Genomic DNA, 22,434 nt, shown 5'->3' on the forward strand with positions numbered 1-22,434 from the left:
GATAAAGTCCCTGGCATGGCACGGATTGTGGTGATCGGCGCCGGGATGGGCGCGATGGCGGCCGCCGCCCGGCTCTCCGTCGCGGGCCACCGGGTGGTGGTGTACGAACGCGGGGAGACGTACGGCGGCGCGCTCGGCCGCTTCGAGCGGGACGGCTTCGCCTTCGACACGGGACCGGGACTGCTCCAGCTCCCGGCGGTCTACCGCGACGTGTTCGTCAAGACCGGCAAGGAGCCCCTGGAGCAGTGCGTCGAGCTCACCCAGGTGGAGCCCGCCGTGCGGCACGTCTTCGCGGACGGCACCGTCACCGACCTGCCGAACGCCTCGCGCGCGGGCATCGGCGAGGCCCTGGACAAGGCGCTGGGCGACGGCTCGGGCGCCCGCTGGGCGGCCTTCGTGAACCGCGCGAGGGAGACGTGGGACCGCACCCGCCGCCCCCTCCTCGAGGAGCCCCTCTTCGACGACTGGACGGTGCTCGGCGCCCGCGAGCCGTATCCCGCCGTGGTCCACAAGCGGCTGCTGCGCCGCGACCGCCGCGCGGCCACGTTCGCTGGGATCGGCGAGCTGGAGCTGGGCGGCGACCCCCGCCTCGTGGCGCTCCTCGAATACTTCGCCCTGGCGCACGGCCTCGACCCGCGGACGACCCCGGCGAGCGCGGCCGTCCTGCCGTACATGGAACAGACCTTCGGCGTCTGGGCGGTGCGGGGCGGCATGCGCGAGCTGGCCCGGGCGCTGTACGAGCGGTGCCTGGCCCGGCGGGTGGAGTTCGTGTTCGGCGCCGCGGTGACGCGGATCGTGGAGAAGGACGGCCGCGCCGCGGGCGTGGAGCTCATGGACGGCACGGCGGAGGCAGCGGACTTCGTGGTCGCGGGCGTCACGCCCACCGCTCTGGCCGGGCTGATGCCGGGCGGCGTGGACGTGCGGGCGGAGGGTGACGTGCCCGGACGCTCCGGGACACCGAGCCGCCTGACGGTTCTGCTGGCCCTGTCCGGCGGCCGCCCCGAGTCCGCCCCGCACCGCACGGTGGTGCACGCGGCGGACCGCGGGGCCGAGCTGGACCACCTCTTCGGAGAGCGGCCGGGCCTCGCCGCCGCCCCCACCGTCACGGTGCTGCGCCCCGAAGGCCCCGGCCACGCTCCGGACGACGCGCACGAGGCGGTGACGCTCACGGTGACGGTGCCCGCGCGTCTGGAGGTCACCCCGGCCGACGTGGAGCGGCTGATCGACCGCGCCGAGGCCGCCGTCCCGGGGCTGCGGAGCCGCCTGCTGTGGCACGAGGTGCGTACGCCGGCCGATGTGGCCGGGGCCACGGGCGCCGACGGTGGCTCGGTGCCCGCCCCCGCTCTCGCCGCGGCGGACGGCAGGCTCCTGCACCCGGCCAACGGCACCCGGCTGCCGGGGCTCTTCGCCGTCGGCGGCTGGTCGCATCCGGGTGGCGGCCTGCCTCACGCGGGCATGTCGGGGGCGCTGGTCGCCGGGCTGATCGTCGAGGGGCCGGAGTTCCGCGGCTCGCAGTGAGCGAGGCGGCGCTCCGGCCCGGGTGATCAGTACGGGGGAGGGATACGGGGGAGGCGGTACGGGACGAATCAGTAGCGGTACTGCTGCTCGTTCTGGTCCGGGTGATGGCCCGGACCCGGGCCCTGGCCCGAGCCGTCGTGGCCGTCGCCGTGCCCGTACGGATACGGCTGCTCCTGCGGGAGCTCCCCGCCGTACTGCGCGTCGGTGGAGCGCTGCTGGGGCACCCAAACGCCGCCGGGCGGAGTCTCGTTGTACACCTCGTCGAGCCCGCCGTAGGTGTCGCCGCCGTACGGGGCGTACTGCTGCTGCCCGCCGTAGGCCTCGTAGCCCTGCCCGGCGCCGTAGCCCTGTCCGCCGATGTACGGGTCGGAGTACGCGGCGTACTGCTGCTGCCCGCTCTCGCCGTACGCGTAGCCCTGCTGCTCGTAGCCCTGCTGGTCATAACCCGGCTGGTCGTAGCCCGCGAAGGCCGCGGTGTCGTAGCCGTGGTCCGCGCCCTGGTAGGCGTCGCCGGTGGCGGGCGGGGCGTGCGCCGCGTCGTCGTAGACGCCGTACTGTCCGGTGTCGTCGGGCATCGGCTCCGGGGCGTAGACCCCCGGGTCGTGCGCGGGCGGCGGCGGGACCGGCTCGAACTGCTGGTCGGGAGTCTGCTCGTACTCCAGGTCGGAGACCTGGAGCGTCGGCTCCTGCACGGCCGCCGACCTGCCGGACGCCTTGCGGCGCCTGCTCAGGCCCGGCTTGCCGCCGAGCGCCCAGCCGGTGGAGAAGCCCTGGCGGAACGAGAGCGTCACGTACGTCTGGCCGGTGGCGAAGGCGATGGCGCCGAGCCCGATGACCCACACCGACGGCATCAGCACGCCGATGACCACGCAGAGGAAGCCCACGAACGCCAGGAGCCGCCAGCGCAGCCTGGCCTTGTACTGCAGCAGCACCTCGCCGAGCAGCCACAGCGCGACGCATCCGAACGCGATGTAGAGGACCGTCCAGCCCATTACGCCCCTCTCCCCTACGGCCGCCGCCCGTGGGCACGGGGGTAGGGCCGTTCAGGCCCGGCGGTGCAGGCCCAGATTCTCGTAGATTTCCAGCGTCGCCGTGGAGTTGTTGAGCGTGATGAAGTGCAGCCCAGGGACACCTTCGGCCAGCAACCGCGCGCAGAACTCCGTCGCGAACTCGATGCCAATGGAGCGTACAGCGGCGGGATCGTCTTTGACCGAGAGGATCCTCTCTTTCAGCTCGGCCGGGAAAACGGCGTTGCTGAGCTGGGGCAGCCGGTCGAGCTGGCGGACGTTGGTGACCGGCATCATCTCGGGGATGATCGGCGTGTCGCAGCCCGCCGCCTCGACGCGGTCGCGCAGCCGCAGGTACTCCTCGGGGTCGAAGAACATCTGCGTGATCGCGTAGTCCGCGCCGGCGCGGCACTTGTCGATGAAGTGCCGGGTGTCGCTCTCCCAGTCGGGCGAGCGCGGGTGCATCGCGGGGAACGCCGCGACGCCCACGCAGAAGTCGCCCGACTCCTTGATGAGCTCGACCAGTTCGGCGGCGTAGGTGAGGCCCTCGGGGTGCGCGACCCACTCGCCGAGCGGGTCGCCGGGCGGGTCGCCGCGGACCGCGAGCATGTTCCGGATCCCGGCGTCCGCGTACTGCCCGATGATGTTGCGCAGCTCGGCCACGGAGTGGTCGACGGCGGTCAGGTGGGCGACGGGCGTCAGCGTGGTGTCGGCGACGATCTGCTGCGTCTCCTTGACCGTGCCGGTGCGCGTGGAGCCGCCCGCTCCATAGGTGACGGAGACGAAGTCGGGGGCGACCGCCTCCACCCGGCGCAGCGCGTTCCACAGATTCCGCTCGCCCTTCGGGGTCTTCGGCGCGGAGAACTCGAACGAGTACGTCGCCTTGCCGGTCGCGAGCATGTCGCGCACGGTGCGTGCGCGGTCAGTCCTGGTGGAAGCAGTGCCTAGGGCCATACCGGCAGGTTAGCCAGGCCTCGGCGGTCACCCAACCGGGCCTGTCGAAATGGCCTGTTTTGCCGGTTTCTTGTCCACGGACCGGACACTGGCCGGACACGGGCCGGGCGCCGGCCCGACATCAGCCGTGAACCGTCGGCGGCGCGGCTCTGACGGCCGTACGCAGCCGCTTCGCGAACTCCGCGGCGGCGGCTCCCGGGTCGTCGGCCTCGGTGATCGCCCGTACGACGACCACGCGGCGGGCGCCCGCTTCGAGCACCTCGTCGAGGTTGGCCGCGTCGATGCCGCCGATGGCGAACCAGGGGCGGTCCGTGCCGAGCGAGGCCGTGTACCTGACCAGATCGAGGCCCGGGGCGTGGCGGCCCGGCTTGGTGGGGGTGGGCCAGCAGGGGCCGGTGCAGAAGTAGTCGACGCCCTCCTGGACCGCGGCCGCGGCGGCCTCGGACTCGGCGTGCGTGGAGCGGCCGATCAGCACGTCGTCGCTGCCGCCGAGGATGGCGCGGGCGGCGGGGACGGGCAGGTCGCCCTGGCCCAGGTGCAGCACGTCGGCGCCGATGGCGTGCGCGACGTCCGCGCGGTCGTTGACGGCGAGGAGCTTGCCGTGCCGCCGGGCGGCGTCGGCGAAGACCTGGAGGTGTTCGAGCTCCTCGGCGGCCTCCATGCCCTTGTCGCGGAGCTGCACGATGTCGACGCCGCCCGCGAGGACGGCGTCGAGGAACTCCGGGAGGTCTCCCTGGCGCCTGCGGGCGTCCACGCACAGGTAGAGCCGGGCGTCGGCGAGCTGGGCGCGCTTGTCTGCGGCCATGAAGAGGTCCCCCCGGGGGTTCGGTTCGGCGGCGCGGGCCGCGCGGAGTGCGGCCCGCGCGCCGGACGGCGTGTTCGTACGGGCGGTTCGGCGCCCGCCTGTCACTCGGGCGGCCACCCGCTGCGGCCGCCGTGTTCGCTCAGAGCCTGTGTCATAACCCCGGTCGGATCAACGTGCGGCGTCATGGGGGTCCCCCCTGCTCGAGCGAAGTCGAGAGCTTGGGGGAGCGTGCGATCGCAAGGCGCCGGAACGTCCTCGATGGGGGTCCCCCCGCGCCCTTCAGGCGTGGGGGAGTGCGTGCCAGGCGTCGCACGCCCGGCCGGGGTGATGACACAGGCTCTCAGACGGCGAGCGCCTGGGCGCGGCGCTTCACCTCCGTGCCGCGATTCTCGCTGAGGGCCTGCGCGGGCGTGCCGGGCAGGGAGGGGTCGGGGGTGAAGAGCCACTCCAGCATCTCTTCGTCGGAGAAACCGTCGTCCCTCAGCAGCGTCAGCGTGCCGACCAGGCCCTTGACGACCTTGTCGTCGTCGATGAAGGCGGCCGGCACCTGGAGGGCCCTGTTCTCACCGCGGCGTACGGCGATCAGCTGGCCCTCCTTGACCAGCTGGCGCACGCGCGTCACCTCGACATCGAGCATCTCCGCGATGTCGGGGAGGTGGAGCCAGGCGGGGACGAGTGCGTCGGTCTTTGCGTCAATCTCGGTCACGTGACCAAGCGTAGCGCCGGGCGGGAGCCCGTACCGCGCGGCCCGGCGCGCCTGCCGCGGCGCCGCCGTCTACAGTGCCGCCTTCTTGAGCGGGATCGACGGGTCCGCCGCCAGGGCCGGGTCCAGCGGGGTCGCCGACTCGATCAGTCTGCGGCCCTGGGCCAGATCCCTCGGGCGGCCCACCGCGAGGACCGCCGCCAGTGCGCCGTCCCTGAGCCAGCAGACCGACCAGGCCACACCCGCGGGGTCGCCGCGCCAGACGAGTTCGTCGGCCGCCGTGTGGTGTCCCGCGTACTGGACGAAGCGGCCGAATTGCTCCGACCAGAAATACGGCACCGGGTCGTACGCCACCGGGGTGTCCCCGACGATGTTGGCGGCCACCGTGCGCGGGCCCTGCAAGGCGTTGTCCCAGTGGTGGACCAGGAGGCGCTCGCCGTATCTGCCCGAGGGGAACGAGGAGCAGTCGCCGACCGCGTAGACGTCGGGCGCCGACGAACGCAGGTGGTCGTCGGCGACGACCTCGCCGTGGGCGCCGAGCTCGATGCCGGAGCCGGCGAGCCAGCCCGTGGCGGGCCGCGCCCCGATGCCGACGACGACGGCGCCCGCGGGCAGCCGGGTGCCGTCGTCGAGGAGCACGGCGCCCGGCTCGACGCGCTCCACGCGCGCGTGGGTGCGCAGCTCGGCCCCGGAGTGCGCGTACCAGGCGGCCATGGGCGCCGCGACCTCAGCGGGCAGCGCCCCCGCGAGCGGGCGGCCCGCGGCTTCCACCACGGTGACGGAGCAGCCCGCCTCACGCGCGGCCGTGGCGAACTCGGCGCCGATCCAGCCCGCCCCCACGACCACGATGTCGTGCTGCTCGGCGAGGACGGGACGCAGCCGCTCGGCGTCGTCCAGCGTGCGCAGGAAGTGCACCCCGGGGACGCCTTCCGTGCCGGGCAGCCGGATCGGTTCGGCGCCGGACGCGAGGACCAGCACGTCGTACGGGACGGGGCCCGCGGCGGTGTCCAGTTCGTGGTCGCCAAGGCGTACCCCGGTGACCTCAAGGCCGAGGCGCAGCCCGATGCCGAGGGCCTCGAAGTCGATGTCGAAGGCGGAGCCGTCCGCCTTGCCGAGCAGCACCGCCTTGGACAGCGGCGGCCTGTCGTACGGCTGGTGGATCTCGGCCCCGACGAGGGTGACCGGGCCCGCGTGCCCCTGTTCCCGCAGGGCGACGGCGGTCTGCACGCCGGCCATCCCCGCACCGACGATGACGACGTGCCGCTCTGCCTGCCTCCGCTGCTCACTCACCCGATCACTCTAGGGCGGCGGACAAGGTCGTCCTCAGGGGCGGGCGAGGAGATCTCTGACACACCGTCACTGCCCATATCCGGACAGCTCCCCTACTGTCGCGCGGGGTGACGGGCTAGGGTGGCCCGTGCAGAGCACTCGCGGGAGCCCGGACGGACCGGGCTGAGAGGGAGGCTGGACGGCCTCCGACCGTACGAACCTGATCCGGGTCATGCCGGCGAAGGGAGGGGCTGGACGCCCATGCATCCACGGACACCACCACCTGAGGAATCGACGCGCCCGGCGGACGTTCTCGTCGTGGGCGGCGGCATCATCGGCCTGGTCACGGCCTGGCGGGCCGCCCAGCGCGGGCTCACCGTCACGGTCGTCGACCCCGAGCCCGGCGGCGGCGCGGCGCAGGTCGCCGCGGGCATGCTGGCCGCCGTCACCGAGCTGCACCACGGCGAGCAGGCCCTGCTCGGCCTCAACCTCGCCTCCGCCCGCCGCTACCCCGGCTTCGCCGCCGAGCTGACCGAGGCGAGCGGCCGTGACCTCGGCTACCGCACCTGCGGCACGCTGGCCGTCGCCCTGGACTCCGACGACCGCGCCCACCTCCGCGAGCTGCACGCCCTCCAGAGCCGGTCGGGCCTGGAGTCGGAGTGGCTGAGCGGCCGTGAGTGCCGGCGTCTGGAGCCGATGCTCGCACCGGGGGTGCGCGGCGGGCTGCGGGTCGACGGCGACCACCAGATCGACCCCAGAAGGCTCACCGCGGCGCTCGTGATCGCCTGCGAGCGGGCGGGCGTGGTCCTGCGCCGCGCCTGGGCCGAGCGCCTCGACGTGGCGGGCGACCGGGCCCGCGGGGTGGTGCTTGCGGACGGCACCGCGCTGCACGCGGGCCAGACCGTGCTCGCGGGGGGCAGCCTCAGCGGGCGCCTCGCGGGCGTGCCCGATGCCGTGCTGCCGCCCGTGCGGCCGGTGAAGGGGCAGGTCTGCCGCCTGACGGTGCCGAAGGCGTACGCGCCGTTCCTGAGCCGCACGGTGCGCGCGGTGGTGCGCGGCAGCCACGTCTATCTCGTACCGCGCGAGAACGGCGAGCTCGTCGTCGGCGCCACCAGCGAGGAGCTGGGCTGGGACACCACGGTCACCGCGGGCGGCGTGTACGAGCTGCTCAGGGACGCCCATGAGCTGGTGCCCGGCATCACCGAGCTGCCGCTCACCGAGACCCGCGCGGGTCTGCGCCCCGGCTCGCCCGACAACGCGCCGCTGCTCGGCCCGACGCGCCTGCCGGGGCTCCACCTCGCCACCGGGCACTACCGCAACGGCGTCCTCCTGACGCCGGTCACGGGTGACGTCATGGCGCAGGCGCTGACCAGCGGTGAGCTGCCCGACGAGGCGCTGCCCTTCACCCCGTGCCGCTTCACCGAGCCCTCCCCCGCCTTCCCCCCGCAGTCGTTCACGGAGCAGCCCGCATGAGTACGCCCTTCACCGTTTCCGTCAATGGAGAGGTGCGCGACGTGGCGTCGGGCACCACCCTCGACGCGCTCGTCGCCACCCTCACGACCGCCCACTCCGGTGTCGCGGCGGCCCTCAACGAAACCGTCGTCCCGCGCGCGCGGTGGTCCACCACGGCGCTCGCCGCCGGTGACCGCGTCGAAGTACTCACCGCCGTCCAGGGAGGCTGACCATGGCGGACGACCCCTTCGTCATCGGCGGGCTCACCCTCTCCTCGCGCCTGATCATGGGCACGGGCGGGGCGCCGAGCCTCGATGTCCTCGAACGCTCCCTCGTCGCCTCCGGTACGGAGCTGACCACCGTCGCGATGCGCCGCCTCGACCCGGGCGTGCGGGGCTCGGTGCTCTCGGTGCTCGACCGGCTCGGCATCCGCGTCCTGCCGAACACGGCGGGCTGCTTCACCGCCGGGGAGGCCGTGCTGACCGCCCGGCTGGCCCGCGAGGCGCTCGGCACGGAGCTGGTGAAGCTGGAGGTGATCGCGGACGAGCGGACGCTGCTGCCCGATCCCATCGAGCTGCTCGACGCCGCCGAGACGCTGGTCGACGACGGCTTCACGGTCCTGCCGTACACCAACGACGACCCGGTGCTCGCGCGGAAGCTCCAGGACGTGGGGTGCGCGGCGATCATGCCGCTCGGCTCCCCGATCGGCTCCGGGCTCGGCATCCGCAACCCGCACAACTTCCAGCTCATCGTCGAGCACGCGCGCGTGCCGGTGATCCTGGACGCGGGCGCGGGCACCGCCTCCGACGCGACGCTCGCCATGGAGCTGGGGTGCGCGGGTGTGATGCTCGCCTCCGCGGTGACGCGGGCGCAGGAGCCGGTCCTGATGGCGGAGGCCATGCGGCACGGGGTCAAGGCGGGGCGCCTGGCGCACCGGGCGGGGCGGATTCCGCGGCGGCACTTCGCGGAGGCGTCGTCGCCGGTGGAGGGCATGGCCCGGCTGGACCCGGAGCGGCCCGCGTTCTGAGCGGCTTTCGTTCTGAGGGGCCCTCGTTCTGAGCGCCCGCGGGCGGGTCCCGCCCGTCACGGGTTCGCCTGTCACAGCTCGGCTTCAGTCCAGCGGTGAATACGCCCGCCCGGGATGGGCTGTCGGCGGTGGCTCGTAGACTCCCCTGCGTGGACACGACCCTTCAGGACCCGCTCGTCGGGCAGCTGCTCGACAGCCGTTACCGCATCGACAGCCGTATCGCGGTCGGCGGGATGGCCACGGTCTACCGGGCCGTGGACACCCGCCTCGACCGTGTGCTCGCGCTCAAGGTGATGCACCCCACGCTGGCGGCCGACGCCTCCTTCGTGGAGCGCTTCATCCGTGAGGCCAAGTCGGTCGCCCGCCTCTCGCATCCGAACGTGGTGGGCGTCTTCGACCAGGGCACCGACGGTTCGTACGTCTATCTGGCGATGGAGTACATCGCGGGCTGCACCCTGCGTGACGTCCTGCGCGAGCGCGGAGCGCTCCAGCCGCGGGCCGCGCTGGACATCCTGGAGCCGGTGCTCGCCGCGCTCGGCTCCGCGCACCGGGCCGGCTTCGTGCACCGCGACATGAAGCCCGAGAACGTGCTCATAGGGGACGACGGCCGGGTCAAGGTCGCCGACTTCGGTCTGGTACGCGCGGTGGACACCGTCACGAACACCACCGGCACCGTCCTCGGCACCGTCTCCTACATGGCGCCCGAGCAGATCGAGCACGGCACGTCGGACACGCGCGTGGACGTGTACGCGTGCGGGGTCCTGCTCTACGAAATGCTCACCGGGGCCAAGCCGCACTCCGGGGACTCCCCCGCCCAGGTGCTCTACCAGCACCTCAACGAGGACGTGCCGCCCCCGTCGGCGGCCGTGCCGGGTCTCGCCGCCGAGCTGGACGATCTCGTCGCCTCCGCGACGGCCCGTACGCCGGACGTGCGCCCGTACGACGCGGTGGCGCTCCTGGCCCGGCTCAGGGAGGCGCGGGCCGCCCTCAGCGAGCGGCAGCTCGACGCGGTGCCGCCGCAGGCCCACGCGACCGAGCACGACAACGCCGATGACCGCACCAGCGTGATCCCGCGCGCGGCGCGCTCCGTCCAGCTCTCACTGCCCGCCGAGGCCGAGGCGGCGGACCCGCAGGCTCCGCTGAACCGCACCAGCATTCTGTCCACGCCGCCGCCCGCCGAGCCGCCGGCGCCCGCGCGGGCCTCGCGCAGGCGGTTCGACCCCCGGCGCCGCATGGTCGCGGTGGTGGCGGCCGTCCTGCTGGTCCTCGGCCTCGGGGCGGGGGTCTGGTACATCAACTCCGGGCAGTTCACGAAGGTCCCGCCGCTGCTCACGAAGACCGAGGCGCAGGCGAAGCAGCGCCTGGAAGCGGCTGGGCTGGACGTGAAGGGCGTCGAGCGCGAGTTCAGCGACACGGACAAGCGCGGCACGGTCATGGCCACCGACCCCGGGTCGGGCGAGCGCATCCGGCAGAACGGCAAGGTGACGCTGACCGTCTCGCGCGGCCCGGAGACGGTGAAGGTGCCGAACGTCAAGGATCTCCCGCTGGCCAAGGCCAAGCAGGAGCTGAAGAACGCCGGTCTCGCGCCGGGCATGGTCAAGAAGGCCTTCAGCGACGAGATCGAGAAGGGCTCCGTGGTGAGCACGGACCCGCGGGCCGGCTTCACCCGCAAGGCGGACTCCGCCGTCGCCCTGGTCGTCAGCAAGGGCGAGGAGATCAAGGTCCCGGACGTGACGGGCGACGCCCTGGACGACGCCAGGGACGACCTCGAGGAGGACGGGCTCAAGGTGCGGATCGCCCCCGACCGGGTGCACTCCACGGACGTGGACAAGGGCGGGGTCGTCCGGCAGTCACCCGCCCCGGACACGTCGCTCGCCGAGGGCGACACGGTCACGCTGACCCTCTCCAAGGGCCCCGAGATGATCGAGGTTCCCGACGTGACCGGCATGAAGGTCGGCGAGGCCACGGACGAGCTGGAGCGGGCGGGCTTCGAGGTGGACGAGGACCGGGGTCTGCTCGGCTTCTTCGGCGACACCGTGAAGGAACAGTCGGTGGACGGCGGCGACAAGGCCCCCAAGGGGTCGTCGATCACCATCAAGATCCGCTGAGCCGAGGGTGTGGCGGGGGCGGGCGTTCTCGCCTGCGGCGGGCTTCCGGTCGCTGACCGTGGACTTCCCGTCCGCGGGTTCTCTTGGGCTGAGCGCGCAGTTCCCCGCGCCCCCTGCTGCCCCGCACACGGCCGGTGCCCCACGGCTTCGGCGAGGCCAGGCCTTCTCGCCTGCGGCGGGCTCCCGGGTGTGACCAGCGTCGCCCGTCCCTCCGCACTGCCATAGCAGGCCGCCGGGCATGCCACCCTTGACCGGGTGAGCAGCGACAATCTCCCCCTTGCAGCGTCCCGCAATCCCGTCGGCGGTCATGTCCCCGTGGCCGGAGGTCTGTCCTCCGTGGGTCTCTCTTACGCCCGTGAGATCGGCGCGGAGGCCGTCCAGGTCTTCGTCGCCAATCCGCGCGGCTGGGCGACGCCCGTGGGCAACCCGAAGCAGGACGAGGCGTTCCGTGAGGCCTGCGCCGCCGAGAACATCCCCGCGTACGTCCACGCGCCCTATCTGATCAACTTCGGTTCGCACACCGAAGCGACCGCGGAGAAGTCCGTGGACTCCCTGCGCCACTCGCTGCGCCGGGCCCGCGACATAGGCGCACTCGGCGTCGTCGTGCACACCGGCTCGGCGACCGGCGGCCGGGACCGCGCGGTCGCCCTCCAGCAGGTGCGCGAGCGCATGCTGCCGCTGCTCGACGAGCTGACGCACGACGACGACCCGTTCCTGCTCCTGGAGTCGACCGCGGGCCAGGGCGCCTCGCTCTGCTCCCGCACGTGGGACTTCGGCCCGTACTTCGAGGCGCTCGACTCGCACCCGAAGCTCGGCGTGTGCCTGGACACGTGCCACATCTTCGCCGCGGGCCACGACCTGACGGGGCCGAGCGGCATGAAGCAGACCCTCGACCTCCTCGTGGACACGGTCGGCGAGGGCCGCCTCAAGCTCGTGCACGCCAACGACTCCAAGGACGTCGCGGGCGCCCACAAGGACCGCCACGAGAACATCGGCACCGGCCACATCGGCGAGGAGCCCTTCCGCGAGCTGATGCTGCACCCCGCCACGGACGGCGTACCCCTGGTCATCGAGACGCCCGGCGGCAAGGACGGACACGCGGCGGACGTCGCACGGCTCCAGGGCCTCAGGAGCGTCTAATCGGCTCCGGAGTATCCAACCGCCTCCGGCGACCCTTGAGGAGTGCCTGAGAGGAGCGTCTGAGAGGGATACCTGGGGAATACCCCCTAGGGGTATATCGTTCCTGTCATCGACAGCAGGAACCCGTCACCCAGGGACCGTCATTCCACATCGGGGGCTTCCCATGCGGCACAACACGCACTCCGGGCACACGCACCACGAGCACGAACACGAACACGAGCACCGTCCCGGCGAAAGCCACGCCCACCACAGCCACGGCGCTGGCAGAGTCACCTGGCGCACCGCCGCCCAGGCGACCCTGCACTGCCTCACCGGCTGTGCCATCGGCGAGGTGCTCGGCATGGTCATCGGCACCGCGCTCGGCTGGGGCAACATGCCGACGATGGCCCTCGCCATCGCCCTGGCCTTCGTGTTCGGCTACGCCCTCACCCTGCGCGGCATCCTCGCCGCCGGCGTCGACTTCAGGACGGCGTTCCGCGTGGCGCTCGCCGCCGACACCCTGTCCATCGCCGTGATGGAACTGATCGACAACGGAGTGATCGCGCTCTGGCCCGGCGCCATGGACGCCCATCTGGACACCCCGATGTTCTGGTGGATCCTGGCCATCGCCCTGGCCGCCGCGTTCGTGATCACGACGCCGGTGAACAAGTGGATGATCGGCCGCGGCAAGGGCCACGCGGTGGTGCACCAGTACCACCACTGAGCACGGTCAGTACACGATCACCCGGTACACGATCAGAGCTCGGGGCCCTCCCCGGGCTCTTCCTGGTAGGAGTAGCGCTGCTCGCGCCAGGGGTCGCCGAGGTTGTGGTAGCCGCGCTCCTCCCAGAAGCCGCGGCGGTCGGCGGTCATGTACTCGATGCCGCGGACCCACTTCGGGCCCTTCCAGGCGTACAGCTGGGGCACGACGAGCCGCAGCGGGAACCCGTGCTCCGCGGTGAGCAGCTCGCCGCCCTTGTGCGTGGCGAAGATCGTGCGGTCGGAGGCGAAGTCCGCCATCCGGAGGTTGGAGCTGAAGCCGTACTCGGCCCAGACCATGACGTGGGTGGCGTCGGCCGCGGGCGGCGCGAGTTCTAGGAGCGTACGGGCCGGTACACCGCCCCATTCGGCGCTCAGCATGCTGAACTTCGTGACGCAGTGCAGATCGCCGACCACCGTCTCGTACGGCAGGGCGGAGAACTCCTCGTGCGTCCAGCAGTGTTTCTCGCCGTCGGCGGTGGCTCCGAATACCCGGAACTCCCAGCGCTCGGGGCGGAACTTCGGCACCGGGCCGTAGTGCGTGACCGGCCAGCCACGCTGCAGCCGCTGACCCGGCGGAAGCCCCGGCTCCGCCGCCTCTCCAGATGCGCGTTCCGCCGGCTGACCCATGCCTCCATCCTGACAGACCGGAAGCACTGGACGTGACCAGGCAAAGCCCGACAGATACGGATTCGGGCAACTCATACTAAGCCTGCACTTACTGGACGGCTTCCGAACGCCGGTGCAAAGATGCCCGCTACCTGCCCAGTTACCTGCATGGAAGGAGCCTCTGCGATGCAGGGCGACCCCGAGGTCATCGAATTTCTCAACGAGCAGCTGACCGCCGAACTCACGGCGATCAACCAGTACTTTCTCCACGCCAAGATGCAGGAGAACTTCGGCTGGACGAAGCTCGCCAAATACACCCGGTCCGAGTCGTTCGACGAGATGAAGCACGCGGAGGTGCTGACCGACCGGATCCTGTTCCTCGACGGTCTGCCCAACTACCAGCGGCTCTTCCACGTACGCGTGGGCCAGACGGTCACCGAGATGTTCCAGGCGGACCGGCAGGTCGAGGTGGAGGCGATCGACCGCCTCAAGCGCGGGATCGAGGTGATGCGCGCCAAGGGCGACATCACGTCGGCGAACATCTTCGAGTCGATCCTCGCCGACGAGGAGCACCACATCGACTATCTGGACACGCAGCTCGAACTGGTGGAGAAGCTGGGCGAGGCGCTCTACATCGCGCAGCTCGTCGAGCAGCCGGAGAGCTGAATCCCGTAGGGGCGGTCCCTGTCGCCGACGGGGTTACGCGGCCTCGTCCAGGCTGGTGAGGACCGGCTCGCCCTGGTCGGCCAGCTCCCTGCGGGGGCACGTGCCCCGGCCGAGGAGCGCCTGGATGCTGCGTACGCACGAGCCGCAGTCCGTGCCCGCCTTGCTGGCGGAGGCTATCTGGCGGGGTGTGCAGGCACCGTCCGCCGCGTGCTGTTTGACCTGCGCCTCGGTGACCCCGAAGCAGTTGCAGACGTACACGCGGTTCACCTCCCGGACAGGACTCATCGGCGGCGCCGTCCCGATTGATCGGTGAGGCTAACCTAACCTTACCCATGACCCCGGGTCCACAAAAGCCCCGATACGCCGGTGGGGCACGGATCACATGGATCCGTGCCCCACCGGCGCACACAACGGGAATACCTACTGGTCGCGGTACATCTCCGCGACCAGGAACGCCAGGTCGAGCGACTGGCTGCGGTTGAGCCGCGGGTCGCAGGCCGTCTCGTAGCGCTGGTGCAGGTCGTCGACGAAGATCTCGTCGCCGCCGCCCACGCACTCGGTGACGTCGTCGCCCGTGAGCTCGACGTGGATGCCGCCCGGATGGGTGCCGAGGGCCTTGTGGACCTCGAAGAAGCCCTTGACCTCGTCGAGCACGTCGTCGAAGCGGCGCGTCTTGTGGCCGGAGGCGGCCTCGTAGGTGTTGCCGTGCATCGGGTCGGTGATCCAGGCGACGGTCGCGCCGGACGCCGTGACCTTCTCGACCAGCTCGGGCAGCTTGTCGCGGACCTTGTCGGCGCCCATGCGGACGATGAAGGTCAGCCGGCCGGGCTCGCGGTCGGGGTCGAGGCGCTCGATGTACGTCAGCGCCTCTTCGGGCGTCGTCGTCGGGCCGAGCTTGATGCCGATGGGGTTGCGCACCTGGGAGGCGAACTCGATGTGCGCGCCGTCCAGTTGGCGGGTGCGCTCACCGATCCAGACCATGTGCCCCGAGGTGTCGTACAGCCGGCCGGTGCGGGAGTCGACGCGGGTGAGCGCGCCTTCGTAGTCGAGCAGCAGCGCCTCGTGGGAGGCGTAGAACTCGACGGTCTTGAACTCCTCCGGGTCGGTGCCGCAGGCCCGCATGAAGTGCAGCGCGTTGTCGATCTCGCGGGCGAGCTGTTCGTAGCGCTGGCCGGAGGGGGACGACTTCACGAAGTCCTGGTTCCAGGCGTGGACCTGGCGCAGGTCGGCGTAGCCGCCGGTGGTGAAGGCGCGCACCAGGTTCAGCGTGGAGGCGGAGGCGTGGTACATCCGCTTCAGCCGCTCGGGGTCCGGGATCCGGGCCTTCTCGGTGAAGTCGAAGCCGTTGACGGAGTCGCCGCGGTAGGTCGGCAGCGTCACGCCGTCGCGGGTCTCGGTCGGCTTGGAGCGCGGCTTGGAGTACTGCCCCGCGATGCGGCCGATCTTCACGACGGGCACGGACGCCGCGTACGTGAGGACGGCGCCCATCTGGAGCAGCGTCTTCAGCTTGTTGCGGATGTGGTCGGCCGACACGGCGTCGAAGGCCTCGGCACAGTCGCCGCCCTGGAGCAGGAAGGCCTCCCCCTTGGCGACGGAGGCCAGGCGGGCGCGCAGCTGGTCGCACTCGCCCGCGAAGACGAGCGGCGGATACGACTCGAGGTCCGCGATCACATCGCGCAGAGCCTCGGCATCGGGGTACTCGGGCTGCTGCGCCGCGGGCAGGTTTCGCCAGGTGTTGCCACCGGTTGCGGTGGTCTTAGCCGTTACGGTCACCCCCACAACATTACGGGGTGGCGTCCGCCATCCATTCACCCGCTCACCAAGTGAGACGGACCCGACACAGCCGAGCGCCGGCGCTCCAGCTCCCGGTCACCGGCGGGCGGTGCCGCCAGGGCCAGCCGGCGGTGCGTGCGGCGCAGCATGGTGCGTGCCATGAACGGGTGGCCGCGCCTGACCACCGCCCAGTAGATCCTGCCGCGCAGGGTATCGGTCCGCACGGTGGAGCTCAGCGTGACGTGCCCCGCGTCCACCAGGATCGAGGCGCGCGCCGTCAGCCCCCTGGCCCGCACCTCCAGGAGCAGTTCGCCGCCCTCCCCGGCGATCACGGGGAAGGCGTCGCGCAGGATGCCGGTCCAGGCCTCCGGGTCGCGCGGCTGCCCCGGGAGCAGCTCCATGCGGTACGCGTCCTCGTAGCCGGGGCGGTCGACGGCGGTGCGGAGCAGGCGGGCGGCCTCCGGCACCGCGACGGTCTCCGGGCGGCTCCACATGAGCCGGTTGTACAGCCGCACCCTGGGCGACCACCGGACGGGGCGGGCGCAGCGGCCCGTCGCCGCCCGCTCCATGTTGTCGAAGACCTCTTCGACGATCGTGTCGTGCAGGGGCCGGACGACGGCGGGCCACAGCAGGCGGTTGCCGCCGCGGATTCCGGTCTCCAGGACGTGGCGGACGCGGCAGCGGCCCTCGCCCATCGGCTCGACGGACATCTCGTGGAAGCCGTCGTCCGGCGGGGTGAAGGCGAACCGGACGCGGCTGCCCGGTTCGTACTCCACGACGCTGTAGCGGACCGGGCCGTGGCCGCCGGTCGCGCCCACGGCGAGCGGACGGTCGAAGACCATCGCGTCCCAGGCCGGCGTCGGGAAGAGGGGGTCGTCCTCGGCGGAGAGGCGGTCGAGCAGGGCGCCGACCACCTCCGCCGGAGCCTCGATCACACGCTCGTGCTCGTTGAGTACCGTGCCCATCACGAACCTCCATACGCTGGCGTATGGTCGACCATACGGTACCGTATGGGCATGGTGCAACGGCAGCAGAAGAAGCCCGCGGCGAAGCCCCGACTGACCGCCGAGGACTGGGCGGACGCCGCCCTCACCGCGATCGGCGAGGGCGGACTCGCCGCCGTCGCCGTGGAACCCCTGGCCGTCCGGCTCGGCACCACCAAGGGCAGCTTCTACTGGCACTTCGCCAACCGTGACGCGCTCATCGAGGCCACCCTCACCCGCTGGGCTGAGACCAGCACCGAGGAGGCGATCCAGGAGGCCGAGGCCGAGCCCGACCCCCGCAAGCGCGTCCGTCTGCTCTTCGCCGGGGCCATCGAGTCGGCGACCTCCGACTCCCTGGAGGTCGCCCTCCTCGCGACCGCCTCGCACCCCCAGGTCACCGAGGCCCTGCGGCGCGTGACCGAGCGCCGGGTGGCGTATGTCGGCGAGCTGTTCGCCGGGCTCGGCTTCCCCGCGCCGGAGGCCCGCAGGCGGGGACTGCTCGCGTACAGCGTCTATCTCGGGCACGTCCAGCTCGGCCACGCGGTGCCGTCCGTGGTGCCTGAGGCGGAGGAGCTCGGCGCGTACCTGGACGAAGCCCTGGACGCGCTGATGGTGCGGTGACGATGCGCTAGGGTGCGGGACATGCACGCGCAGACGACTCGAAACTGGTGGTGGCCCGCTCATCCGGCGGCCCACTGACTGCGCGCGTATCCACTGAACCCGCGAAGGCCGCCCGAGGGGCGGCCTTCAGTGTTCTCCGGACCTCTCCGGACCCGGGCCGTTCCTCTCCGAGTGAGAAGGAACAGAACCGATGCAGCTCACCGACCTGCTGACCGACGACCGCCCGTTCGCCCTGCTCCGCCGCCGCACGCCCGGCCGCGACCACGACACGGTCGAGGTCCTGATCGGCCCGACGCGCACGTACGAGCGGCTCGCGGAGATCCCCGAGGGCCTCGCGCTCGTGCCCTTCCGGCAGATCAGGGAGCGCGGCTTCGACGTCCGCGACGACGGCACGCCGCTGACCGTGCTCACCCCGGAGGAGACGTACGAACTCCCCCTCGACGAGGCCCTCTCCGCGCTGCCCGCGCACGAGGTGCGGGTCGACGGCGGCGCCTTCGACGTGGACGACGCCGCGTACGCCGACATCGTGGGCCGTGTCCTGCGTGAGGAGATCGGCCGGGGCGAGGGGGCCAACTTCGTCATCCGCCGTACGTACGAGGGGGAGATCCCCGGGTTCGACAGGGCGGACGCCCTCGCGCTCTTCCGGCGGCTCCTGGTGGGCGAGCGGGGCGCCTACTGGACGTACGTCGTGCACAGCGGGGAGCGCACGCTCGTCGGGGCGAGCCCCGAGGTGCATGTGCGGATGTCCGGCGGGACGGTCGTGATGAACCCGATCAGCGGCACCTACCGCTACCCGGCCGAAGGGCCCACGGCGGACGATCTGCTCGCCTTCCTCGCCGACGGCAAGGAGATCGAGGAGCTGTCGATGGTCGTCGACGAGGAGCTCAAGATGATGTGCACCGTCGGCGACATGGGTGGCGTCGTGATCGGGCCGCGCCTCAAGGAGATGGCGCACCTCGCGCACACCGAGTACGAGCTGCGCGGCAAGTCCTCGCTCGACGTGCGCGAGGTCCTCAAGGAGACGATGTTCGCGGCGACGGTCACCGGCTCGCCCGTGCAGAACGCCTGCCGGGTCATCGAGCGCCACGAGGCGGGCGGGCGCGGCTACTACGCGGGCGCCCTCGCCCTCATCGGCCGCGACGCGGGCGGCGCCCAGACCCTGGACTCGCCCATTCTGATCCGCACCGCCGACATCTCCCCCGCGGGCCGGCTGCGGGTGCCGGTCGGCGCGACGCTGGTGCGCGGCTCCGACCCGGCGGGCGAGGTCGCCGAGACGCACGCCAAGGCCGCGGGCGTGCTCGCCGCGCTCGGGGTGCGGCCGGGGCGGCCCCGCGACGAGGCCGTACGTCCTGCCCTCGCCGACGATCCCCGCGTACGGGCGGCGCTCGACGGGCGGCGGGCGCACCTCGCGCCGTTCTGGCTGCGGATGCGGGAGCGGGGCGACGCGCCGGCCGGGCACGCGCTCGTGGTCGACGGCGAGGACACCTTCACGGCGATGCTCGCGCACCTGCTGCGCTCATCGGGCCTCACCGTCACCGTGCGGCGTTACGACGAGCCGGGGCTGCGCGAGACGGTCCGCGCGCACGAGGGGCCCGTCGTGCTCGGCCCGGGGCCCGGTGACCCCTCGGACGCCGCCGACCCCAAGATGCGGTTCCTGCGCGCACTGACCACCGAGGTCGTGCGCGATCACCGGCACGGCGTTCTCGGCGTCTGCCTGGGCCATGAGCTGCTCGCCGCCGAGCTGGGCCTGGACATCGTCCGCAAGGAGGTGCCGTACCAGGGCGCTCAGGTCCCGGTCGGCCTCTTCGGGCGGACCGAGACCGTCGGCTTCTACAACAGCTACGTGGCGCGCTGCGACGACGAGGCGGCCGTGGAGCTCGCGGCCCACGGCGTGGAGGTCAGCAGGGACACGGCGACGGGCGAGGTGCACGCCCTGCGCGGTCCTGGCTTCGCCGGGGTGCAGTTCCACCCGGAGTCGGTGCTGACGCTGCGCGGGACGGCGATCGTGCGGGAGCTGCTGGCCGGGGTGCTCGTCTAGGAGGCCGGCTCGTTCGTGGGGGCCGCCGGGACCAGGACGTTCTCGTTGCGGCGGCCCGCCACATGGTCACGGACGTTGCGCAGGGTGGTCTCGACGATCTGGCCGACCGCGTCCTCGGTGTAATACGCCTGGTGCGAGGTGACGACCACGTTCGGGAAGGTCACCAGGCGGGCCAGGGTGTCGTCAGCGACCGCCTCCAGGGACTTGTCGAGGAAGAACAGGCCCGCCTCCGCCTCGTAGACGTCCAGGCCCACCCCCGTGAAGCGCCCGTTCCGCAACTCCGCGACCAGGGCGTCCGTGTCGACCAGGCCGCCGCGGCTGGAGTTCACGAGGATCGCGTCGTCCTTCATCGTCCGCAGCGCCTGCGCGCCGACGATGTGCTGCGTGGAGGGGAGCAGCGGTACGTGCAGGCTGATCAGGTCGGCCTCGGCGAAGAGCCGCTCCCGCTCGACGTACTCCATGCCGAGCTCCAGGCAGGCGGGGCTCTCCCTGGCGTCCCAGCCGAGCAGCCGCATACCGAAGCCGTGCGCGATCCGGGTGAACGCCTCGCCGATCTTGCCGGTGCCGAGCACGCCGACCGTGCGGCCGCGCAGGTCGCGGCCCATCAGGCCGTCCAGGCGGAAGTCGAAGTCGCGGGTGCGGTTGCTCGCGCGGACGATGCGTCGGTTGACGGCCATCGCGAGGGTCCAGGCGAACTCGGCCACGGAGTACGGCGAGTAGTACGAGACGCGGGCGACGGTCAGACCGAGGCGCTCGGCGGCCCGGAGGTCGATGTTGTTGAACCCGGTGGAGCGCTGGGCGATCATCCGCGTCCCGCCGTCGGCGAGGATCCGCAGCACACGGCTGTCCAGGGTCGCGTTGACGCTGGAGGAGATGATCTCGTGGCCCGCGGCGATGGGGGCGGTGTCCTCGTTCAGGAACACGTCGAGGCAGCGGATGTCGTGGTGCCCCTGGAAGGCCTTCTCGATCAGCGGCCGCTCGTCGGACTGCACGCCGAACGCGAGGATCTCCATGGGCGTGAGTCTAGGTACCGCTGCCCGGGACGGCACCCGGAGCGGGGGCCGTCCCGGGGGGCGGTCGTCAGCCGAAGAAGACGCCGACCTCTTCGTAGAGCGCCGGGTCCACCGTCTTCAGGCGGGCCGTCGCCTCGGCGATCGGGACGCGCACGATGTCCGTGCCCTTGAGGGCGACCATCTTGCCGAAGTCGCCGTCCCGTACGGCCTCGATCGCGTGCAGCCCGAAGCGGGTGGCGAGCCAGCGGTCGAAGGCGCTGGGCGTGCCGCCGCGCTGCACGTGCCCGAGGACCGTGGTCCGCGCCTCCTTGCCGGTGCGGCCCTCGATCTCCTTGGCCAGCCACTCGCCGACGCCGGAGAGCCGCACGTGCCCGAAGGAGTCCTGCGTGCCGTCCTTGAGGACCATCTCGCCGTCCTTGGGCATCGCCCCTTCGGCGACGACGACGATGGGGGCGTACGAGGCCTTGAAACGCGACGTCACCCAGGCGCAGACCTGCTCCACGTCGAAGCGCTGCTCGGGGATGAGGATGACGTTCGCGCCGCCCGCGAGGCCCGAGTGCAGGGCGATCCAGCCCGCGTGCCGGCCCATGACCTCGACGACGAGGACGCGCATGTGCGACTCGGCGGTGGTGTGCAGCCGGTCGATCGCCTCGGTGGCGATGCCGACCGCCGTGTCGAAGCCGAAGGTGTAGTCGGTGGCGGAGAGGTCGTTGTCGATGGTCTTGGGGACGCCGACGACCGGGATGCCGTACTCGTCGGTGAGGCGCGCGGCCACGCCGAGCGTGTCCTCGCCGCCGATCGCGATGAGCGAGTCGACCTCCTCCTTGGCGAGGTTCTCCTTGATGCGGCGCACCCCGTGCTCCTCCTTGAGGGGGTTGGTGCGCGAGGAGCCGAGGATGGTGCCGCCGCGCGGCAGGATGCCGCGGACCGCGGGGATGTCGAGCCGGACGGTGTCGCCGTCCAGGGGACCGCGCCAGCCGTCCCGGAAGCCGACGAAGTCGTAGCCGTACTCCTGCACGCCCTTGCGCACGACGCCCCGGATGACGGCATTGAGCCCGGGGCAGTCGCCGCCTCCGGTCAGTACCCCGATTTTCTTGACCGCCATGGAGCTGTCCCTTCGCCGCAGTGACCTGACGCGGGTCACGCTAATGGTGATCCAGGTCACTCCGGGACAGGGCGGACGGTCAATTCCTGGACGGGACAAAGGAGTTGATCACGGGCATTCACTCGTACGAGGGGTCATGCGTACGAGGGTCAGGCGTCGTCGGCCCTGTCGATGCCCCGCTCGATCGCGTACCGCACCAGCTCCACCCTGTTGTGGAGCTGGAGCTTGCCCAGGGTGTTCTGGACGTGGTTCTGCACGGTGCGGTGCGAGATGACGAGGCGTTCGGCGATCTGCTTGTAGCTCAGGCCCTTGGCGACCAGGCGCAGGACCTCCGTCTCGCGGTCGGTGAGCCGCGGGGCCCCCGGGTCGTCCGGGGTGCCCGGGGCGGGCTCGGTGGCCAGGCGGCGGTACTCGCCGAGGACGAGGCCCGCCAGACCGGGTGTGAAGACCGCGTCGCCCACGGCCGTGCGGCGCACGGCGTCGATCAGCTCCTCCGTGGACGCCGACTTCAGCAGATAGCCGGTGGCGCCGGACTTGACCGCCTCCAGGACGTCGGCGTGCTCGCCGCTCGCGGAGAGCACCAGGACGCGCAGCGCGGGGTTGGCCGCGACGAGCTCCTTGCAGACCTGGACGCCCGGCTTGAGCGGCAGGTTCAGGTCGAGGACCAGGACGTCCGGTGCCGCGGCGCCCGCCCGGCGCACCGCCTGCTCTCCGTCGCCCGCCGTGGCGACCACGTCGAGACCGGCCTCCACCAGGTCGCGCGCGACCGCGTCCCGCCACATCGGATGGTCGTCGACGACCATGACCCTGACCACGGCCGCCCCGTCGCCGCCGGCCTCCGGCGTGGCGTCCGTGACCCCCGTGGCCGGTTCCCGCAGCCCCTGCTGTCGCTGTCGCTGTTCGCT

The 22,434-nt window shown here is 72.0% G+C and carries 23 protein-coding genes and 1 riboswitch; of the genes, 11 read left to right on the plus strand and 12 right to left on the minus strand.

All coding sequences use genetic code 11. The features are described from left to right. The first annotated feature begins 15 nt into the window (after positions 1 to 15). Positions 16 to 1,518, plus strand: coding sequence for a phytoene desaturase family protein (locus ACZ6JY_RS24070; protein ID WP_469198614.1), 1,503 nt, complete (start codon positions 16 to 18; stop codon positions 1,516 to 1,518). Between the two features lie 68 nt (positions 1,519 to 1,586). Here the strand turns inward: ACZ6JY_RS24070 and ACZ6JY_RS24075 are convergent, their stop codons facing one another. The 5 genes from ACZ6JY_RS24075 to ACZ6JY_RS24095 all read right to left on the minus strand — a co-directional run bounded on the left by ACZ6JY_RS24075 (position 1,587) and on the right by ACZ6JY_RS24095 (position 6,223). After that, positions 1,587 to 2,510 (minus strand): hypothetical protein, encoded by a 924-nt coding sequence (locus ACZ6JY_RS24075; protein WP_469198616.1) that lies wholly within the window; start codon positions 2,508 to 2,510, stop codon positions 1,587 to 1,589. A 51-nt stretch (positions 2,511 to 2,561) separates the two neighbouring features. Further along, a complete protein-coding gene (gene metF / locus ACZ6JY_RS24080) occupies positions 2,562 to 3,479 on the minus strand; it encodes a methylenetetrahydrofolate reductase [NAD(P)H] (protein ID WP_469198618.1) in 918 nt (305 codons plus the stop codon). Positions 3,480 to 3,600: 121 nt separating this feature from the next. Next, a complete protein-coding gene (thiE, locus tag ACZ6JY_RS24085; protein WP_469198620.1) occupies positions 3,601 to 4,284 on the minus strand; it encodes a thiamine phosphate synthase in 684 nt (227 codons plus the stop codon). A 340-nt stretch (positions 4,285 to 4,624) separates the two neighbouring features. After that, positions 4,625 to 4,990 carry an Rv2175c family DNA-binding protein gene (locus tag ACZ6JY_RS24090; protein ID WP_447036873.1) on the minus strand — a complete coding sequence of 122 codons (366 nt, stop codon included), beginning with the start codon at positions 4,988 to 4,990 and terminating at the stop codon, positions 4,625 to 4,627. Positions 4,991 to 5,059: 69 nt separating this feature from the next. After that, positions 5,060 to 6,223 (minus strand): NAD(P)/FAD-dependent oxidoreductase, encoded by a 1,164-nt coding sequence (locus ACZ6JY_RS24095; RefSeq protein WP_469198796.1) that lies wholly within the window; start codon positions 6,221 to 6,223, stop codon positions 5,060 to 5,062. A 184-nt stretch (positions 6,224 to 6,407) separates the two neighbouring features. Further along, positions 6,408 to 6,520: riboswitch (TPP riboswitch) on the plus strand. On the opposite strand from ACZ6JY_RS24095, the gene thiO reads away from it, so the two are divergent. The 6 genes from thiO (at position 6,518) to ACZ6JY_RS24125 (ending at position 12,686) form a co-directional block, all read left to right on the plus strand. Beyond that, complete coding sequence (thiO, locus tag ACZ6JY_RS24100; RefSeq protein ID WP_469198622.1) at positions 6,518 to 7,729, plus strand: glycine oxidase ThiO; 1,212 nt, start codon at positions 6,518 to 6,520, stop codon at positions 7,727 to 7,729. It overlaps the preceding riboswitch by 3 nt. After that, positions 7,726 to 7,938 (plus strand): sulfur carrier protein ThiS, encoded by a 213-nt coding sequence (gene thiS, locus ACZ6JY_RS24105; protein ID WP_469198624.1) that lies wholly within the window; start codon positions 7,726 to 7,728, stop codon positions 7,936 to 7,938. Before thiO ends, thiS begins: the two co-directional genes overlap by 4 nt. Positions 7,939 to 7,940: 2 nt before the next feature. After that, positions 7,941 to 8,735 carry a thiazole synthase gene (locus tag ACZ6JY_RS24110; protein WP_469198626.1) on the plus strand — a complete coding sequence of 265 codons (795 nt, stop codon included), beginning with the start codon at positions 7,941 to 7,943 and terminating at the stop codon, positions 8,733 to 8,735. Positions 8,736 to 8,884: 149 nt separating this feature from the next. Next, positions 8,885 to 10,843 (plus strand): Stk1 family PASTA domain-containing Ser/Thr kinase, encoded by a 1,959-nt coding sequence (gene pknB / locus ACZ6JY_RS24115; RefSeq protein WP_469198627.1) that lies wholly within the window; start codon positions 8,885 to 8,887, stop codon positions 10,841 to 10,843. Positions 10,844 to 11,098: 255 nt separating this feature from the next. Continuing rightward, a complete protein-coding gene (locus ACZ6JY_RS24120; protein WP_469198629.1) occupies positions 11,099 to 11,983 on the plus strand; it encodes a deoxyribonuclease IV in 885 nt (294 codons plus the stop codon). Between the two features lie 163 nt (positions 11,984 to 12,146). Beyond that, entirely contained in the window at positions 12,147 to 12,686 is a 540-nt protein-coding gene (locus ACZ6JY_RS24125) for a DUF4396 domain-containing protein (protein ID WP_469198631.1), read from the plus strand. 32 nt (positions 12,687 to 12,718) lie between these two features. Here ACZ6JY_RS24125 and ACZ6JY_RS24130 read toward each other — a convergent pair whose 3' ends face one another. Continuing rightward, complete coding sequence (locus ACZ6JY_RS24130) at positions 12,719 to 13,351, minus strand: sulfite oxidase-like oxidoreductase (protein ID WP_469198633.1); 633 nt, start codon at positions 13,349 to 13,351, stop codon at positions 12,719 to 12,721. A 165-nt stretch (positions 13,352 to 13,516) separates the two neighbouring features. Between ACZ6JY_RS24130 and bfr the strand changes: the two genes are divergently transcribed. After that, positions 13,517 to 13,996, plus strand: coding sequence for a bacterioferritin (gene bfr, locus ACZ6JY_RS24135; RefSeq protein WP_062781113.1), 480 nt, complete (start codon positions 13,517 to 13,519; stop codon positions 13,994 to 13,996). A 33-nt stretch (positions 13,997 to 14,029) separates the two neighbouring features. Here bfr and ACZ6JY_RS24140 read toward each other — a convergent pair whose 3' ends face one another. The 3 genes from ACZ6JY_RS24140 to ACZ6JY_RS24150 form a co-directional block, all read right to left on the minus strand. Continuing rightward, a complete protein-coding gene (locus ACZ6JY_RS24140) occupies positions 14,030 to 14,281 on the minus strand; it encodes a (2Fe-2S)-binding protein (protein ID WP_469198635.1) in 252 nt (83 codons plus the stop codon). Between the two features lie 135 nt (positions 14,282 to 14,416). Further along, on the minus strand, positions 14,417 to 15,769 hold the full coding sequence (locus ACZ6JY_RS24145) for a class II 3-deoxy-7-phosphoheptulonate synthase (protein WP_469198637.1): 1,353 nt from the start codon (positions 15,767 to 15,769) through the stop codon (positions 14,417 to 14,419). 35 nt (positions 15,770 to 15,804) lie between these two features. Next, on the minus strand, positions 15,805 to 16,734 hold the full coding sequence (locus ACZ6JY_RS24150) for a DUF2867 domain-containing protein (RefSeq protein ID WP_469198639.1): 930 nt from the start codon (positions 16,732 to 16,734) through the stop codon (positions 15,805 to 15,807). Positions 16,735 to 16,779: 45 nt separating this feature from the next. Here ACZ6JY_RS24150 and ACZ6JY_RS24155 point away from each other — a divergent pair, with 45 nt between their 5' ends. The 3 genes from ACZ6JY_RS24155 to ACZ6JY_RS24165 all read left to right on the plus strand — a co-directional run bounded on the left by ACZ6JY_RS24155 (position 16,780) and on the right by ACZ6JY_RS24165 (position 19,411). Continuing rightward, positions 16,780 to 17,373: a TetR/AcrR family transcriptional regulator gene (locus ACZ6JY_RS24155; RefSeq protein ID WP_469198641.1), complete on the plus strand. Its 594-nt coding sequence runs from the start codon at positions 16,780 to 16,782 to the stop codon at positions 17,371 to 17,373. A 21-nt stretch (positions 17,374 to 17,394) separates the two neighbouring features. Then, entirely contained in the window at positions 17,395 to 17,451 is a 57-nt protein-coding gene (locus ACZ6JY_RS24160; protein WP_351162541.1) for a trp operon leader peptide, read from the plus strand. 112 nt (positions 17,452 to 17,563) lie between these two features. Continuing rightward, entirely contained in the window at positions 17,564 to 19,411 is a 1,848-nt protein-coding gene (locus ACZ6JY_RS24165; RefSeq protein ID WP_469198643.1) for an anthranilate synthase family protein, read from the plus strand. On the opposite strand, the gene ACZ6JY_RS24170 is transcribed toward ACZ6JY_RS24165, so the two are convergent. The 3 genes from ACZ6JY_RS24170 to ACZ6JY_RS24180 form a co-directional block, all read right to left on the minus strand. Continuing rightward, the gene (locus ACZ6JY_RS24170; protein WP_469198645.1) at positions 19,408 to 20,424 is read right to left on the minus strand and encodes a 2-hydroxyacid dehydrogenase; all 1,017 of its coding nucleotides are present in this window, start codon (positions 20,422 to 20,424) and stop codon (positions 19,408 to 19,410) included. The genes ACZ6JY_RS24165 and ACZ6JY_RS24170 overlap by 4 nt on opposite strands. A 67-nt stretch (positions 20,425 to 20,491) precedes the next feature. Next, positions 20,492 to 21,529 carry a 6-phosphofructokinase gene (locus tag ACZ6JY_RS24175; RefSeq protein ID WP_469198647.1) on the minus strand — a complete coding sequence of 346 codons (1,038 nt, stop codon included), beginning with the start codon at positions 21,527 to 21,529 and terminating at the stop codon, positions 20,492 to 20,494. Between the two features lie 149 nt (positions 21,530 to 21,678). After that, positions 21,679 to 22,332 (minus strand): response regulator, encoded by a 654-nt coding sequence (locus ACZ6JY_RS24180; protein WP_469198798.1) that lies wholly within the window; start codon positions 22,330 to 22,332, stop codon positions 21,679 to 21,681. Positions 22,333 to 22,434 lie beyond the last annotated feature (102 nt).

The sequence above is a fragment of the Streptomyces sp. NPDC046335 genome (assembly GCF_055587985.1).